Source organism: Allofrancisella frigidaquae (assembly GCF_012222825.1).
Lineage (GTDB): Bacteria > Pseudomonadota > Gammaproteobacteria > Francisellales > Francisellaceae > Francisella > Francisella frigidaquae.
On the sequence record NZ_CP038017.1, the window covers coordinates 1,658,387 to 1,674,180 of the forward strand.

The following is a 15,794-nucleotide window of genomic DNA, read 5'->3' on the forward strand; positions in this document are numbered from 1 at the left end:
TAATGATGTTGCATTTTTTACGTCCATGGTGGCTTTTAGCTTTGATCCCGGCACTGTTTACTGTTGTTTTCTTATTTAGAAATTCAGCAAAAATAAATAGTTGGGCTAAATATTGTGACAAGCATTTATTAGATCATTTATTAGTAGGACAAGAATCGAGAATTAAAAAATCATTGTTACCATTAGGTTTTTTATTACTTTGGGGATTAGCAATAGTGGCTTTAGCAGGCCCGACATGGAAGTTTAAGGAGACATCCGTATATCAAAAAAGCGTATCGCGAGTGTTAACTTTAGATGTCTCTCAATCAATGGATACGACTGATGTTTCTCCAAGCCGTCTTGAACGAGCGAAGTATAAAATATTTGATATTTTAAAGAGAATTACAGAAGGTCAAGTCGGTATGGTGGTATTTTCAAGTGAAGCTTTTGTAGTTTCTCCCCTTACTTCTGATGCAAAAACTGTAGAGAATTTGGTTTCTGTGTTAAATACAGGTATTGTTCCTGTACAAGGTAATGACATTGCTAAAGCTTTGCAAAAATCAGCAGAGTTAATATCGCAAGCTGGAGCAACTGAAGGACAAATAATTTTAATTACAGACTCTACACCTAATGAGAAAGCCATAGAAGAGGCTCAAACACTCTCAAACAATGGTATAACAGTAGATGTGTATGCTATAGGTACCCCTAAAGGTGGTATAGCAAAAGATAAAAATGGTAATTATCTAAAGGATGAACAAGGCAATATAGGATATTTTGGGGTAAATTTGCCGCAGCTACAAAGTTTAGCTAAAGCTGGTGGTGGTAAGTTGATTACTTTAACAGCTAATAATGATGATGTAAAAGCTTTACTCACAAGCATAAAAAATAATACTGATGCTAAAAAATCTGAGCTGTCATCAGTAAATATCTTCTGGCAAGATGAAGGGGTTTATATAATCTGGATATTAACTATTTTGAGTGCGTTACTATTTAGAAGAGGTTTTTTGGAGAGAATATGTCGATAAAAAAAATCACGCTTATTATGCTTTTGTTACCTAGTTTAGCTTTAGCTAGTACATGGAGTGATATGTGGCAAACTAAAGATCAACAAGGAATGAGTTATTTTGATAAGGCAAAGCATAAAGAGGCCGCTCAAGCATTTGAAAATAATCATTGGAAAGGAGCTTCTTATTATAAGGCTGGGGATTACCAAAATGCATACGATGAATTTAAAAAAGATAGTTCGGCAACAGGGTTATATAACCAAGGAAATGCTTTAGCTCATTTAGGTAAATATAAAGAAGCTATAGATGCGTATAATAAAGCAATACAACAGCGACCAGATTTTGAAGATGCAAAAAATAATTTAGAAATTACAAAAAAACTAGAAAAGCAGCAGCAAAAACAAAATAATTCTCAAGATAACAAAGATAACAAAGACAACAAAGATAACAAAGACAACAAAGATAACAAAGACAATAAAGACAACAAAGACAACAAAGACAATAAAGACAATAAAGACAACAAAGACAATAAAGACAACAAAGACAACAAAGACAACAAAGACAACAAAGACAATAAAGACAACAAAGATAACAAAGATAACAAAGATAACAAAGATAACAAAGATAACAAAGATAACAAAGATAACAAAGACAACAAAGATAACAAAGATAACAAAGACAACAAAGATAACAAAGACAACAAAGACAACAAAGACAACAAAGATAACAAAGACCAGTCTCAACAATATGCAGCTGAGCAAACACGAGAAGACCAGCTTAGTAAGAAAGAAGCAGATAAGTTATTGTCGATGATAGATGATGACCCTGGCGGTCTTTTAAAACATAAGTTTGCTAGAGATTACCAAAGAATAGCAGGAGCTAACTATGAAAATTAGTCTATTTAAAATCATTGGTTTTATACTAACGGTATTTATAGCGATTAATATTAGTTATGCCAACGTATCGGCAACTATAGATAGAACTCATCTTGAAAAGGGTGAAACAGCTCAGCTAGTATTACAATTAGATAACTTTGATAGTAAGCCGGATTTATCTGTATTGGATAAGAATTTTATAGTCTATAACACTAGTACTAGTAGCAAAACAACAATTATAAATGGTAAGAAAAGTGTACAATATGAAATGATAATCACTTTAATGCCCAATAAGTCAGGCAACTTAACTATTCCAGCAATTAAGATTGGTAGTCAAAGCACTAAAGCTATTCAGATTAAAGTGGATAAGCCATTATCAAGTGAAGAAGAAACTAAATATAATGACCTTTTTGCGATAGGTACGTTAGCAACTACAAAAAGTTATGTAAATGTGCCAGTGCTTTATACACTTAAGTTTTACTATTCAACACCAATATTAAGCCTTCAAGCTAAGCCTTTTCAAATTAAAAATTCTGAGATACGTCAGACTAGCCATAGAGTAGTTTACCAAAAAAAGGTTAATGGTAGAATGTATGATGTTCTTGAGGAAAGCTTGTTGATAGTCCCCCATAGTACAGGTAAGATCAATATTCCAGCTATGGTTTTACAAGTGACTATGCCAAATGGGTTTGGTCAGCTAGGGGCTAAAACAGAATATGTATCAACCAAACCTATTAGCTTAAATATAGCACCTATTCCAGATAATGTGGATATTCAAGATTGGTTTCCAGCGTCAAATGTTAGTTTAACAGATAATTGGTCTCAAGAGATAGATATCAAAGAAGGAGAACTTGTTACAAGGACTATAAAAATTACCGCTGATAATGTTTTAAGTGATGATATTCCAAAACTGGAGTTTGAATCTACAGATGGTTTTAATATCTATGCTGAAAAACCAAAATTAGAAGATATTGAGAATAGTGGCAAACTTATAGGAGTAGCGACATATAAGATTGGTTATATGCCAATAAAACAAGGTGAAGTCACTGTACCAGATGTTAAGCTTAAATGGTACGATGTAGATACCCATAAATCAAAAGTAGCTAAAATAGCTACAAAAAAATTTAATATACAGAAAGGTAACCTTTCAAACGTTAACCCTTTAGGCTCTCCAATTCCTGATACCCAAATTATTCATAAAAAAGTGGTTGATCCTTTTTGGCGGAACATTGCGATATTCTTTATTATTTTATGGTTTATTACTTTACTTTTACTGCTAAAATGTAAATTTACAAAATTTAGAAAGTCGTCTTATGATGATAGTGTTAAAAGTGTTGCACCTAAAGGATCAGAAAGCTTAAAAGAAATAAAAAAAGCTTGTTCTAATAAGGATAATATCGCTTTACAAAAAGCTTTGATTAATTGGGCCTCTTTAAAATTTGATAGCGAGATATTTTCATTATTGGATATAGCTGATTTGATGCCACAGCTTTTGCCATTACTAAAAAATCTTAACGCAGCAATATACGCAAATAAAAGTTTTAATCAATACAAAGAGTTATTAGAATTAGTAGATAGTGTAAATAAGGAGCAAAAAATCCATCAATCTGCTAAATTAATTAAAGATTTATACGAATAATAAAGTTTTAGGATTGATTATGCAAAAAAAAGATTGGAAATATTACTTAGGAGTGAGCTTTTTTGTACTGTCATTTGTACCGTATATATTAGTATTTTGCATTATGCCTTTTATCGGATTTTCAACTTCTAGTTATCTTGCTATATCATCAATATTATTAATAAGTGCGGAAGGTATATTTATTTTATCTGTAATGTTGCTAGGTGAAACAATAGTTATGACAATCAAAACAGCTATTGCTAAAGTTTTTAAAAAAACTTTTACTTATAATAAATCTATAAGCTATAAAAGGTATCTTATAGGTATAATAATGTTTTTTAGTAGTTTATTCTATCCGACAGTATTAATGGAGTTAATTCTGTTGTTTGATAAGATTGATCAAGTTGGCAAAGTTAATATGATGTTGATATTGTTTAGTGGGGATATCTTATTTATAGGTAGTTTTTTTGTATTAGGTGGCGATTTTATAAACAAATTAAAATTAGCTTTTAAATACCAAGGTAATTAGTCGATTATTTGTTAAACTAGTAAATACAAACATTAGGTTTATCGTTTTCTATGAAAGTTGAATTTCATGTCTTACAAATAAATAATCTAGCTGAGACTTTAGATGTAGTAGCGCAAAGAGTTATATCAGTATATGACGCTGGTAAAACAATAGTGATACTTGCCCCAGAGGTTGCTGCGAAAAAACTAGACATTAAACTCTGGCAAGCTGGTGAAGAAAGTTTTATACCACATTTTTGCGCTATCAGTGCTAAAGATTATAATACCTTTAAAAATATACCAATCTTAATAACTGATAATATGTTTATAGCTTCTGGTTTTGATGAGCTAATTAATTTAATAGATATTCCTATAGAATTAGAGAAAGTATCTATAAACAACCTTGTTGAATTTGTATACCAAGACCAAAAGGCTTTAGGAGTTTCTCGCAATAAATACATTTTTTATAAGAAACTGGGTTTTGATATAAAAACAGTTAACTACATTTAATCGTAAAGGCTCGATAAATTCCAAAAAATTGCTCTAGCTATTTTTTAGTTTACACTCTCAAATATTAATATTTTCATGCTATAATTTAATTCTATAATTTTTAGGTTAAGCAAATGAGTTCTCTTATAACGCCTCCAATCCTATTTTTCTTTTTAGGTTTTATAGCAGCAATATTTAAAAGTAATATTCACATTCCTAATGATATAAAAAAATTTTTATCTATATATTTATTGATTTCTATAGGTTATAAGGGAGGCTTTCAAATATATCATAATGGCATAGATACTAATGGTATTTTGGTAATAATAATTTGTATGCTATTTTCTTTTACAATGCCTTTTATTTTATATGCTTTTTTACAAAAATGGATTTTAAAGGTAAGAACTGATTCTGTTTTGATAGCTTCATCATATAGTTCTGTAAGTGCTGTAACTTTTATAACAGCAATAAATGTACTTGTGGCAGATAGTGTAAATTATGATGGATATATGATAGTAGCTTTGACTATTATGGAGTTTCCAGCAATAATAGCAGGCACGATGATATATTATCTCTTTATTGAAAAAACAACAAAGACATATCAACCTACTGTGTTTTTAAATTCTGTTAAGGAATCACTATTAGATTATTCTGTTATATTGCTTGTAGGAAGCTTGTTTATAGGGTTTTTGTGTGGAGATAGTGGAAACATGGATATGTCACCTCTGACTTCTTCGTTATTTAAAGGAATGTTAGCGCTTTTTCTTTTGAGTATGGGTATTTCAGCTGGGGAGCAAATAGGTATATTAAAAAAAGCTGGAGTTAAATTAATAGCTTTCGCGATACTAATGCCAATAGCATTATCATTACTAGCTATTTTGTTAGGCTCTATTATACATCTAGGCGAAGGTAATACTCTATTATTAGCGGTACTTTTCGGTGGAGCATCTTATATAGCTGTTCCAGCAGCAATGTCTGAAACAGTTAAAGGTGGAAATATAGGATTAATGGTTGCTTTAGCATTAGTTATAACTTTTGTTTTTAATATAAGTGTTGGTATACCTATATATTTGTCTATCCTTTCTTAAAATATATTTATTAAAAAGCTTAGATTCTATATTTTCTTTTCCAACCTTGCTAAAATTACCTTCATTAATTTTTCTAAAGCTTACATAGTAATTTACGGTTTTTTATAAATGAAAGAGATGAACAAAAACTATAATCCAAAAGAAATAGAACAATCTAATTATCAGCAGTGGGAAACAGCTAGTAAGTTTGCTTGCGGTAATACTGATTCAAAAGAAACTTATACAATAATGTTGCCACCACCAAATGTCACAGGAACTTTACATATGGGGCATGGTTTTCAGATGACTCTAATGGATATACTTACGCGTTATAATAGGATGTCAGGTAAAGACACACTATGGCAACCAGGTACAGATCACGCAGGTATAGCAACTCAAATGGTTGTAGAAAGACAACTCAATGCTCAAGGCATCTCAAGACATGATTTAGGACGTGAAAATTTTGTTAGTAAAGTTTGGGAATGGAAAGAGCTTTCAGGTGGTACGATTACGTCGCAAATGCGTAGAATAGGCACTTCACCAGACTGGGAAAGAGAAAGGTTTACAATGGATGAGGGTCTTTCTGATGCGGTTAAGAAATGTTTTATCAAACTATATGAAGATGGTTTAGCTTATCGTGGCGAGCGATTAGTAAACTGGGATCCTAAGCTAAAGACAGCTGTATCTGACTTAGAAGTTGCTCAGGTAGACAAGCAAGGTTCGCTTTGGCATTTTGTATATCCAGTAGCTAATTGTGATGAAAAAATTATAATTGCTACAACTCGTCCTGAAACAATGCTAGGTGATATGGCAGTTGCAGTTCATCCAGAAGATGAAAGATATACTCATCTTGTTGGTAAAATGATAAATCTACCACTTACAGATAGACAGATTCCAATTATTGCTGATGATTATGTAGAAAAAGATTTTGGTACAGGTTGCGTAAAAATTACTCCTGCTCATGATTTTAATGACTATGAGGTGGGTAAAAGACATGATCTGCAAATGTTCAATATCTTAAACGATGATGCTAGTTTAAATTCGCAAGTTCCTGAAAAATACCAAGGTTTAGATAGATTTGAGGCACGTAAACAAATCGTTGCTGATATGGAAGCTTTAGGTCTTTTAGATAAAATTGAGCCTCATGCACTAAAAGTGCCAACTGGAGATAGAACGGGAGAAATTTTAGAGCCATATCTAACTAAACAATGGTTTGTTAAAGCTGATGTGCTTGCTAAGCCTGCAATAGAAGCTGTAGAAACAGGTAGGGTTAGATTTGTACCAGATAACTGGAAAAATACTTACTTTGCGTGGATGAGAGATATTCAAGATTGGTGCGTATCTCGTCAGTTATGGTGGGGTCATAGAATTCCAGCTTGGTACGATGAAGCAGGTAATGCTTATGTGGGCGAAGATGAGGTAGATGTTAGAGCTAAATATAGTCTGGCTGATGATGTGACTATCAAGCAAGATGAAGATGTCTTTGATACTTGGTTTTCATCTGCATTATGGCCATTTAGTACATTAGGTTGGCCTGAGAAGACTCCTGAGTTAGCAAAATATTATCCAACAAGCGTACTTGTGACTGGCTTTGATATTATCTTCTTCTGGGTTGCTAGAATGATGATGTTTGGCATGTACTTTATGAAAGATGTGCCATTTAGAGATATTTATATTACAGGTCTTATCCGTGATAGTGAAGGTCAAAAAATGTCTAAATCAAAAGGTAATGTTTTAGATCCTGTAGATTTGATAGATGGTATTTCATTAGATGATTTACTTAAGAAAAGAACTACTGGTCTGATGCAACCACAAATGAAAGCTAAGATTGAGAAAGCGACTAAGAAAGAATTCCCAGAAGGTATTAGTGCTTATGGTGCCGATGCGGTGAGATTTACTTATGCAGCATTAGCTTCTACATCGCGTGATATTAGCTTTGATACGGCTAGAGTTGAGGGTTATCGTAACTTCTGTAACAAGCTTTGGAATGCTTCAAGATTTGTAATGATGAACCTTGATGATTATAAGATTTGTGGTAACTATGAGCTAGATGTTGCAGATAAATGGATGTGGAGTGTTTTAAACACTGCAATTGCTGATGTGCATAGGCACTTGGATAACTATCGTTTCGACTTAGTAGCAAATACTATTTATGATTTGGTATGGAATAACTATTGTGATTGGTATGTTGAGTTTACTAAAGTCGCTTTGAAAGATGAGTCACTATCTGAAAGCCAAAAAAATGGCGTTAAATATACACTTACTAAAGTTTTAGAAAATATCCTTGCTTTAGCACATCCGCTGATACCATTTATTACGGAAAGTGTTTACCAGCAGTTAAAGGCGCACTTAAATGATGCTAAAGAAACAATTATGGATGTATCTTACCCTGTAGTTGCTCAAGACTTAGAGGCACCAGGAGCTGAAAAGGTCATAACATGGTTACAAACTGTAGTGACTACTTTGCGTAATATGCGTAGTGAAGTTGGTATCAAGCCATCTTTAGAGATTTCTTTAATTGTTAAAGATGTTGCAGATAAGGATAAAGAGTATCTAGCACAAACTCAAGGATTTATAAAAGCTTTAGCTAAAGTCAAAGATATTGAGTTTAATGATAATCCACCAACTTCTTTATCACAAATTGTTGAAGGGCTTGAGTTAAATATTCCATTAGCAGGGTTAGTTGATATTGAAGCTGAGAAAGCAAGGTTAGATAAAGAATTAGACAAGCTAAAAAGCGAAGTTGATAGGGTACAAAAGAAGCTATCTAATGAAAGATTTGTCTCAAATGCTCCAGAGATTGTAGTTGCTGCAGAAAAAGAAAAGCTTGCTAAGTATCAAGAGCTTTATGCTAAAGTTTTAGAGAAAAAAGAAGCTTTGAAGTGATTTTCAAGAGTTAGTTTTATATGATTTAAATTAGTCTAGATATAGAAGAGGGACTTTCCAAATAAATGTGTAAATTCTTAATTAACCTGCTAGATTATTTCTAGCGAAATATTAAGGATAGAAACAATGTCTAAGAATAAGAAGTCAGAAGATATTTACACAGCTATTGCAGATCAAATAATAGATTCAGGTGTTGATATTAATCAAATGTTTGAGAAAGATGGTTTGCTAAAGCAACTAACAAAACGATTATTAGAAAAAGCACTAGATGCAGAAATGAATAGTCATCTTGGTTATTCAAAACACCAAAGGACTAATTCATCAAATGCTAGGAATGGCTATAGTAACAAGACATTAGCTACAGACACAGGTAATTTGGAAATATCAGTTCCACGAGATAGAGATAGTGACTTTGAACCTCAAATAGTTCCCAAAAGAGTCACCAAGATAAACGGCTTAGACCAAAAAATTATATCTTTGTATGCTAAAGGTATGAGTACTACAGATATCCAACAACAGTTATTTGAGTTATATGATACAAAGATAAGTACAAGCTTTATAAGTGATGTTACAGAAGCTATTATTGATGATGTTAAAGCATGGCAAAATAGACCTTTAGAGTCAGTTTATCCAATAGTGTTTTTTGACTGTATAGTCGTTAAAGTTAGAGAAGACAAGCATATTATTAATAAAGCTGTGTATGTGGCTCTTGGCATATCGTTAACTGGTCATAAGGATGTATTAGGTCTTTGGATCAGTCAAAATGAAGGTGCTAAATATTGGCTTAGTGTTTTTACTGAATTAAAGAATAGAGGCTTACAGGATATATTTATAGCATGTACTGATAATTTAAAAGGCATGTCTGATGCTATACAAGCTATATACCCTGAGACAAAGCATCAGCTTTGTATCGTTCATCAAATTCGTAATAGTCTTAAGTATGTGCCATATAAAGACAAGAAAGAGGTAGCTAGAGAGTTAAAGAAAATATATGATGCTGATACCATTGCAATAGCTCAATCTGAGCTTGATAACTTTGCAAATAAATATGATACTAAATATCCTTTAATTTCAAAGTCATGGATAAATAATTGGGATAATTTAACTGTATTCTTGCAATATCCTCCAAAAATTCGTAAAGTTATTTACACTACTAATGCGATTGAATCGCTTAATAGCCAGTTTAGGAAAGTCATTAAGAATAAAAAGCTATTTCCTAAAGATGACTCTGTTTTCAAATCTTTGTACTTGGCTATAGATTATTTGACTAAAAAATGGTCTATGCCTGTTAAATATTGGAATGAGGCTATGCCTTATTTCGCTATCGAGTTTGAGCATAGAATTCAGAGATTCATGTAAGTGAATTTACACAGTTAAGTGGAAAGGCTCATAGAAGATAATAATTTATTTTTACCATAATTTCTAACTTTTTCTAACTTTTTATAACATTCACCAGACCTTATAAGAGCTAAAATATTTTTAGTATTTTCTACTAAATTACTTTTATCAAAAAGTTTCATCATTAAAGCAACGTTAACTGCCACAGCACTATTTTGAGCTTGTGTGCCTTTACCTAACAATATTTGTTTTATAATTTGAGCATTTTCTGCTGGGGAGCCACCTTGAAGTTCTTTAATATCAAAAAGATCTATACCAAAATCACTTGGTTTTAGTGTATATTCTTTTATACCGTTTTTGTTAACTTCTGCTACATAAGTTATATCATGTATAGCTACTTCATCTAAACCACTTCCATGAACTACTATAGCTTTTTGTGTATCCATTTGGGATAGAGTTTTTGCCATTGGCAAAATTAAATCTTTTGAATAAACACCTATTAGAGCCTTTTTAGGGCGAGCAGGATTTATTAAAGGTCCAAGAATATTAAATATTGTTCTAGTTTTTAATATAGATCTAGCTTCTTTAACATATTTAAAACCATCATTATAAAAGGGAGCAAATAAAAAACCTAAATTATTATCTTCTATACTTTTTTTAGTTTTCTCAGGTGAAAGATTTATATCTACACCTAACGTTTCTAGTAAATCAAAAGAACCTGATTTACTAGAAACACTTCTACCACCGTGTTTTGCAACTTTAAAACCTGCTGTTGCAGCTACAATAGCAGCTGTAGTTGATATATTAATAGTACTAAAGCCATCTCCACCTGTACCTACAATATCTACTACGTTATTATCCATTTCAGGAAATTTTTTAGCATTATTCACCAAAGCATTTGCTGCTGCTGATATCTCTACTGGTGTTTCTTTTTTTAGTTTAAGGGCAATTAAAATACTAGTTTGTAAAGCTACAGGAATTTCACCTTTTATAAAAAAATCAAATAACTGGTAGCTTTCTTCGTATGTTAAATCTTCTAAATTATAAAGCTTATTTTTTATATTATCTAAACTAATCATTTTGTATCCAGTTTATGATATTTTTTAAAAGTTTTGTTCCTTGAGTTGTCATTATTGATTCTGGGTGAAATTGTAGACCACAAATTTTATTTTCATCATCAACTACAGCCATCACTAAATCATTTACTTCAGCTGTAACTTTTAAGTCCATAGGTACTTTTACAGCTACTAGAGAATGATATCTAGCAACTGTTAAAGGGGATCCTAAACCTTTAAAAATAATATGGTTATTGTGTTTAACCCTAGCTATTTTGCCATGTACGATTTCATTAGCATGAGAAACAATGCCACCATAAGCTTCAACAATAGCTTGATGTCCTAAACATATACCTATAACAGGTACTTTACCTTTTATTTTCGATATTAGAGGAACAATATACCCAGCTTGATTAGGATTACCTGGACCTGGAGATATAACGACTATAGGATTTTTTGTAGCATTTATTTTTTCCAATAAAAACTCTAGTTCTAAATTATTCCTATAAACTTCCACTTGATTACCTAAAGATTTAAATTCATCTACTAAGTTATAAGAAAAAGAATCAAAGTTATCTATAAATATAATATTAGCCATGTGCTTCTCCATGTACATTTTTAATAGCTGATATTACTGCTTGTGCTTTAGTCCTTGTTTCATCAGCTTCTGCTATTGGTATAGAATCTAAAACAACACCAGCTCCTGCTTGGATCTCAGCAATACTACTTTCAACGTAAGCTGAACGAATAACTATACAACTATCTAAATCACCATAGCCATTTATATATCCAACAGCTCCACCATAGCTACCTCTTGTTTGCTGTTCAACTTCAGATATTAGCTGCATGGCCTTTATTTTAGGAGCGCCAGTAAGGGTACCCATATTCATACATGCTTGGTAGGCGTGTAAAGCATCTAAATCATCAGCTAATTGCCCAACTACTCTAGATACCAGATGCATTACATGGCTATATCTATCTACTTTCAATAAATCAGCTAAAAAACGTGTACCTGTCTTAGATATTCTAGCAATATCATTTCTTGCTAAATCAACTAGCATCATATGCTCAGCATTTTCTTTAGTATCTAACCTAAGCTCTAACTCTATACGGCTATCTAAATCATGATTTATACTGCCATCTTCATTTTTACCTCTGCGGCGAGTACCTGCTATAGGGTATATCTCTACTTGGTTAGTTTTAGTTTCATATTTTAAAGCACTTTCTGGAGATGCTCCAAATAATATAAAATCTTCATCTTGCATGTAAAACATGTATGGACTAGGGTTTGTACGTTTAAGTTCTCTATAAACTTCTAAAGAGTTTTGACATGGCAAATAAAAACTTCTCGATGGAACTACTTGAAATATATCGCCATTAACAATATGAGTTTTTAATTGATCTACCACATTACAAAATTCCCTGTCATTTATAGATGTTTGTGTTTCTAAATTTTTTATTTTAGTTACTTGTGTTTGAAAATCGTGTTTAAGACTTTTCTTTATTTCTTCAAGACTTTTATCCAATTGACTTTGTATTTTTTTATCAAAACTATTTGCCTGAATAAATGATTTTTTTTGCTGATGGTCACTAACTAAAATAGTTTCCGCTAAATAAAAAACGTAGTCAGGGCATTTATTCTTTCTTTCTACTTTACCTATATCTTCAAAATTTCCTACTAAATCATAGGCAAATAACCCAGATAAAAACACACTATATCCATTAGTTATTTCAAAACTATCCTTTATTAACCTTAGAGCGTCAAATACAGAATTTTGCTTAAGTTTTTGATGCTCATCCAAATTAATAGATTTATTTTTTTCAAAATCCAATATTAATTGATTTTCTGAGGCGTAATTGTGATTAACATTCTTTTTTAGATTTTTAGCTATAGATTTTATTGCATATTCGCCATTTTTTGACAAAGCTTTTATAACTACTTTATTAGCTATACACGATATTCTTAAAGCACTGTCTATTACCAAAATGCTTTTTAATCTATCCTTAGTATTTATTTCTGCAGATTCTAATAAAATGTTATTTTTTTTACCAATACAACTATTAGCAAAACATTTATTCAAATCCTCTTGGTAATCTATACTGTAAACAAGTGATGCTAAAAATTTTTTTGGCTCTTTAACTGACATTTATTCACCTATTTTTTAATATTTTTACTAAATATTTCTTTTACTCTTGTAGGGCAATCTTTTAAAGCATTAGAACACCTAGTAACTGTACAAATACTAATACCTATTTCTTTAGAAATTTCTCTTTGAGATTTAGATTTCTTTATAAGCTCTTTAGTTAAAAGAACTCTCTTACTTAACTGTTCTTTCTCTTCTTTTGTTAATAAAAAATCACAAATTACACTAATATCTTGTGGATCTGTATTTTCTGATAAAATACTAACCAGTTGTTGCCAACCATCTTTAATTGTGTTCATATATTTAAAACTATTTACGTATTTTTGTAATGATACATCATTACAAATTAAATAACAATATTTCCATTTTCAGAAATCTAAAGAAAGTATATCACGCGTATACTAAAAAGTATTACGCTAACCTCTTGCTTGCCCCTGAGATCTCCTGAAATAGATTAAAATCCAGCTATTTCATTATTGTGCTCCACTTCTTCTTGGTTAGCTATAGATAGAAAAAAGTACTCAATAGATTCTTAAATTAAATAATTACAAAGACAAATAAATTAAGGTTTAGTATTAAATATCAGAAGTAAAAAGGGGAAAAACTGAATTTAAAAACTAAACCTCAAGATAAATATGGCGGAATGGACGGGACTCGAACCCGCGACCCCCTGCGTGACAGGCAGGTATTCTAACCAACTGAACTACCACTCCGTTATGGTGCCGACTGCCGGAATCGAACTGGCGACCTACTGATTACAAGTCAGTTGCTCTACCTATTGAGCTAAGTCGGCTACTATGAGTTAGTATTATAGCTTTTTTAAAAAAACTGTCAACAAAGTTTTTATAATTTTTTCTAATTTAATGGAATAATATCATATTGATTGTAAATATGACTATTTTCAGCTTTTAGGTGAATATTTTTACCTATTTCTAATTCCAATTCTCCAAGCCATATAGATTCTTCTTTTTGTATGTAATCAATTATTTTTTCAGATGAAATCAATAAAAAGCCATTGTAATTAGGATAGTTTTTAGATTCAGATTTTACCTCTCTAAAAATATCATAACAGATTGTTTGTAGTGTTTTAGTACTACCTTTACCTTTACAATACTCACAAGGTTGACATAATGTCCTAGCTAGACTTTCATTAACCCTTTTCCTGGTCATTTCAACTAAGCCTAGCTCCGATATATCACTAACCTTGGTCTTTGCCTTATCAAGCTCTAATTCCTTCTTTAAAGCCTCTAAAACTTGAATTCTATGAGATTCATCCATCATATCTATAAAATCTATAATTATTATGCCTCCTAGATTTCTTAATCTAAGATGTCTGGCTATTTCTTTCGTTGCTTCTAGATTTGTTTTAAAAATAGTTTCTTCAAGATTTTTAGAACCTATAAAACCACCTGTATTTATATCTATAGTTATCATAGCTTCAGTTTGCTCAATAACTAAATAACCTCCAGATCTTAGATATACAGTTTTTTCTAAAGCTTTATTTATCTCTGCATCTATATCATACTCTTCAAAAATATTATGTTTCTGGTAAAGCTCTATTTTATCTCTAAGTCCAGGGATATATCTGTCTGCAAAATGGCAAATTTCTTTATATGAATCTATATTGTCTACTAATATTTTATTTGGATTATCATTAGCAAAAATATTTATAGTTTTAATTATTAAGCTAAAATCTTCATAAACAACTCCAGGCTTAATAATGGTACTTGAATTGTCCAATATGTCTTGCCATAAGTTATTTAAAAATTTTATATCATTTTGTAAATCTTCAAAACTAGCTCCTTCAGCAGCAGTTCTTAATATATAACCACGAGGGTTTTCACTCATAGTTATTTTTTGGATTAATTGTATTAATCTTTGTTTTTCTTCTTGTTTAGTTATTTTTAATGATACTCCTATATGATCTAAATCAGGTAAAAACACTAAAAATCTTGATGATACTGATAAATGAGAAGTAAGTTTAACCCCTTTATTACCTATACTTTCTTTGACTACTTGAACAAGTACTTCTTGACCTTCACGTAACCACTTATTGATATCTTCTTCGTTTAACTTGTTTAGCTTAACTTTTTCATCTTGTTCTTGATCTTCTTTTTCTAAAGGCAAAACTTCAGATAAATGTAAAAAACCTGCTTTTTCTAAACCTATATCAACAAAAGCAGCTTGCATTCCTGGTAAAACTCTTATTATTTTACCTTTGTAAATATTTCCTACTATTCTTTTTCTATCATCTCTTTCTATGAAAATTTCTTTTAAAACATTGTTTTCTTTGATAGCGATTCTTTGTTCATAATGGTTTATATTTAAAAATATTTCTGTATTTATAGACATTTCTTTAAAAGCTTTTTTTTATTAACATTTATTATATACAATTTTTTTTATTTTCTTAAAAGCTCTTTTTTTACTCTTACCTATTTATATAAAGTTATTTATTCTTTTTATATATTATTATTTATTATGCAAGCAAAAACTTGTGGATACTTTCATAAAAACCTTTTAAATAAAGGGATTTATGAGAAGAATAAAAAAAGTATAAGCATGTCAAAAGATACTAAAAAGAATCTGAGTAAAAATGTGGATAAAAGACAAACTGAATTATTAACAAATTTATCAACATATTTGTGAATAAGTTTAAAAACAATAAATGTAACAAACAATAAACAATTTAATTCACAAAATTATCCACAGATACAAATAAACTAGTTTGCTTATTTTTTTTAGTTCTAATACAATCTAGAGCAATTTAGTAAAAACATTTCGGGAAATACTAACCAAAATCTTTTTTTATGGTTTTTGTTAATTTTTACACTT

At 30.9% G+C, this 15,794-nt stretch carries 13 protein-coding genes and 2 tRNA genes; 8 read left to right on the top strand and 7 right to left on the bottom strand.

Translation table 11 applies throughout. The features are described 5' to 3' along the window. Positions 1–2: 2 nt before the first annotated feature. The 8 genes from E3E15_RS07805 to E3E15_RS07840 all read left to right on the top strand — a co-directional run bounded on the left by E3E15_RS07805 (position 3) and on the right by E3E15_RS07840 (position 9,784). Positions 3–1,004 (top strand): vWA domain-containing protein, encoded by a 1,002-nt coding sequence (locus tag E3E15_RS07805; protein ID WP_035720535.1) that lies wholly within the window; start codon positions 3–5, stop codon positions 1,002–1,004. Then, on the top strand, positions 995–1,879 hold the full coding sequence (locus E3E15_RS07810) for a tetratricopeptide repeat protein (RefSeq protein ID WP_172107202.1): 885 nt from the start codon (positions 995–997) through the stop codon (positions 1,877–1,879). The genes E3E15_RS07805 and E3E15_RS07810 overlap by 10 nt, the downstream gene beginning before the upstream one ends. Beyond that, positions 1,869–3,497: a BatD family protein gene (locus E3E15_RS07815; protein ID WP_172107203.1), complete on the top strand. Its 1,629-nt coding sequence runs from the start codon at positions 1,869–1,871 to the stop codon at positions 3,495–3,497. The genes E3E15_RS07810 and E3E15_RS07815 overlap by 11 nt, the downstream gene beginning before the upstream one ends. 19 nt (positions 3,498–3,516) lie before the next feature. Further along, positions 3,517–4,005: a transporter suffix domain-containing protein gene (locus E3E15_RS07820; RefSeq protein WP_172107204.1), complete on the top strand. Its 489-nt coding sequence runs from the start codon at positions 3,517–3,519 to the stop codon at positions 4,003–4,005. A 50-nt stretch (positions 4,006–4,055) separates the two neighbouring features. Next, positions 4,056–4,493 (top strand): DNA polymerase III subunit chi, encoded by a 438-nt coding sequence (locus tag E3E15_RS07825; protein WP_035720542.1) that lies wholly within the window; start codon positions 4,056–4,058, stop codon positions 4,491–4,493. 113 nt (positions 4,494–4,606) lie between these two features. After that, a complete protein-coding gene (locus E3E15_RS07830) occupies positions 4,607–5,560 on the top strand; it encodes a sodium-dependent bicarbonate transport family permease (RefSeq protein WP_172107205.1) in 954 nt (317 codons plus the stop codon). 108 nt (positions 5,561–5,668) lie between these two features. Beyond that, positions 5,669–8,425: a valine--tRNA ligase gene (locus tag E3E15_RS07835; RefSeq protein WP_172107206.1), complete on the top strand. Its 2,757-nt coding sequence runs from the start codon at positions 5,669–5,671 to the stop codon at positions 8,423–8,425. A 126-nt stretch (positions 8,426–8,551) separates the two neighbouring features. After that, a complete protein-coding gene (locus tag E3E15_RS07840; protein ID WP_172106156.1) occupies positions 8,552–9,784 on the top strand; it encodes an IS256 family transposase in 1,233 nt (410 codons plus the stop codon). Positions 9,785–9,798: 14 nt separating this feature from the next. Here E3E15_RS07840 and trpD read toward each other — a convergent pair whose 3' ends face one another. The 7 genes from trpD to E3E15_RS07875 all read right to left on the bottom strand — a co-directional run bounded on the left by trpD (position 9,799) and on the right by E3E15_RS07875 (position 15,314). Further along, on the bottom strand, positions 9,799–10,842 hold the full coding sequence (gene trpD, locus E3E15_RS07845; protein WP_172107207.1) for an anthranilate phosphoribosyltransferase: 1,044 nt from the start codon (positions 10,840–10,842) through the stop codon (positions 9,799–9,801). Continuing rightward, on the bottom strand, positions 10,835–11,416 hold the full coding sequence (locus tag E3E15_RS07850; RefSeq protein ID WP_172107208.1) for an aminodeoxychorismate/anthranilate synthase component II: 582 nt from the start codon (positions 11,414–11,416) through the stop codon (positions 10,835–10,837). The genes trpD and E3E15_RS07850 overlap by 8 nt, the downstream gene beginning before the upstream one ends. Continuing rightward, positions 11,409–12,965, bottom strand: coding sequence for an anthranilate synthase component 1 (locus E3E15_RS07855; protein ID WP_172107209.1), 1,557 nt, complete (start codon positions 12,963–12,965; stop codon positions 11,409–11,411). Before E3E15_RS07855 ends, E3E15_RS07850 begins: the two co-directional genes overlap by 8 nt. An 8-nt stretch (positions 12,966–12,973) precedes the next feature. Continuing rightward, complete coding sequence (trpR, locus tag E3E15_RS07860) at positions 12,974–13,261, bottom strand: trp operon repressor (protein ID WP_172107210.1); 288 nt, start codon at positions 13,259–13,261, stop codon at positions 12,974–12,976. 337 nt (positions 13,262–13,598) lie between these two features. After that, a tRNA-Asp gene (locus E3E15_RS07865) sits at positions 13,599–13,675 on the bottom strand. Positions 13,676–13,679: 4 nt separating this feature from the next. Continuing rightward, positions 13,680–13,755: transfer RNA gene (locus tag E3E15_RS07870), tRNA-Thr, on the bottom strand. A 62-nt stretch (positions 13,756–13,817) separates the two neighbouring features. Continuing rightward, entirely contained in the window at positions 13,818–15,314 is a 1,497-nt protein-coding gene (locus E3E15_RS07875) for an Rne/Rng family ribonuclease (RefSeq protein ID WP_035720554.1), read from the bottom strand. Positions 15,315–15,794: the final 480 nt, after the last annotated feature.

What these genes read in the sequence shown, in the direction of transcription:
- E3E15_RS07805 (WP_035720535.1), top strand. Translation starts at nt 3, where the DNA reads ATGATGTTGCATTTTTTACGTCCATGGTGGCTTTTAGCTTTGATCCCG.
- E3E15_RS07810 (WP_172107202.1), top strand. Translation starts at nt 995, where the DNA reads ATGTCGATAAAAAAAATCACGCTTATTATGCTTTTGTTACCTAGTTTA.
- E3E15_RS07815 (WP_172107203.1), top strand. Translation starts at nt 1,869, where the DNA reads ATGAAAATTAGTCTATTTAAAATCATTGGTTTTATACTAACGGTATTT.
- E3E15_RS07820 (WP_172107204.1), top strand. Translation starts at nt 3,517, where the DNA reads ATGCAAAAAAAAGATTGGAAATATTACTTAGGAGTGAGCTTTTTTGTA.
- E3E15_RS07825 (WP_035720542.1), top strand. Translation starts at nt 4,056, where the DNA reads ATGAAAGTTGAATTTCATGTCTTACAAATAAATAATCTAGCTGAGACT.
- E3E15_RS07830 (WP_172107205.1), top strand. Translation starts at nt 4,607, where the DNA reads ATGAGTTCTCTTATAACGCCTCCAATCCTATTTTTCTTTTTAGGTTTT.
- E3E15_RS07835 (WP_172107206.1), top strand. Translation starts at nt 5,669, where the DNA reads ATGAAAGAGATGAACAAAAACTATAATCCAAAAGAAATAGAACAATCT.
- E3E15_RS07840 (WP_172106156.1), top strand. Translation starts at nt 8,552, where the DNA reads ATGTCTAAGAATAAGAAGTCAGAAGATATTTACACAGCTATTGCAGAT.
- trpD (WP_172107207.1), bottom strand. Translation starts at nt 10,842, where the DNA reads ATGATTAGTTTAGATAATATAAAAAATAAGCTTTATAATTTAGAAGAT.
- E3E15_RS07850 (WP_172107208.1), bottom strand. Translation starts at nt 11,416, where the DNA reads ATGGCTAATATTATATTTATAGATAACTTTGATTCTTTTTCTTATAAC.
- E3E15_RS07855 (WP_172107209.1), bottom strand. Translation starts at nt 12,965, where the DNA reads ATGTCAGTTAAAGAGCCAAAAAAATTTTTAGCATCACTTGTTTACAGT.
- trpR (WP_172107210.1), bottom strand. Translation starts at nt 13,261, where the DNA reads ATGAACACAATTAAAGATGGTTGGCAACAACTGGTTAGTATTTTATCA.
- E3E15_RS07875 (WP_035720554.1), bottom strand. Translation starts at nt 15,314, where the DNA reads ATGTCTATAAATACAGAAATATTTTTAAATATAAACCATTATGAACAA.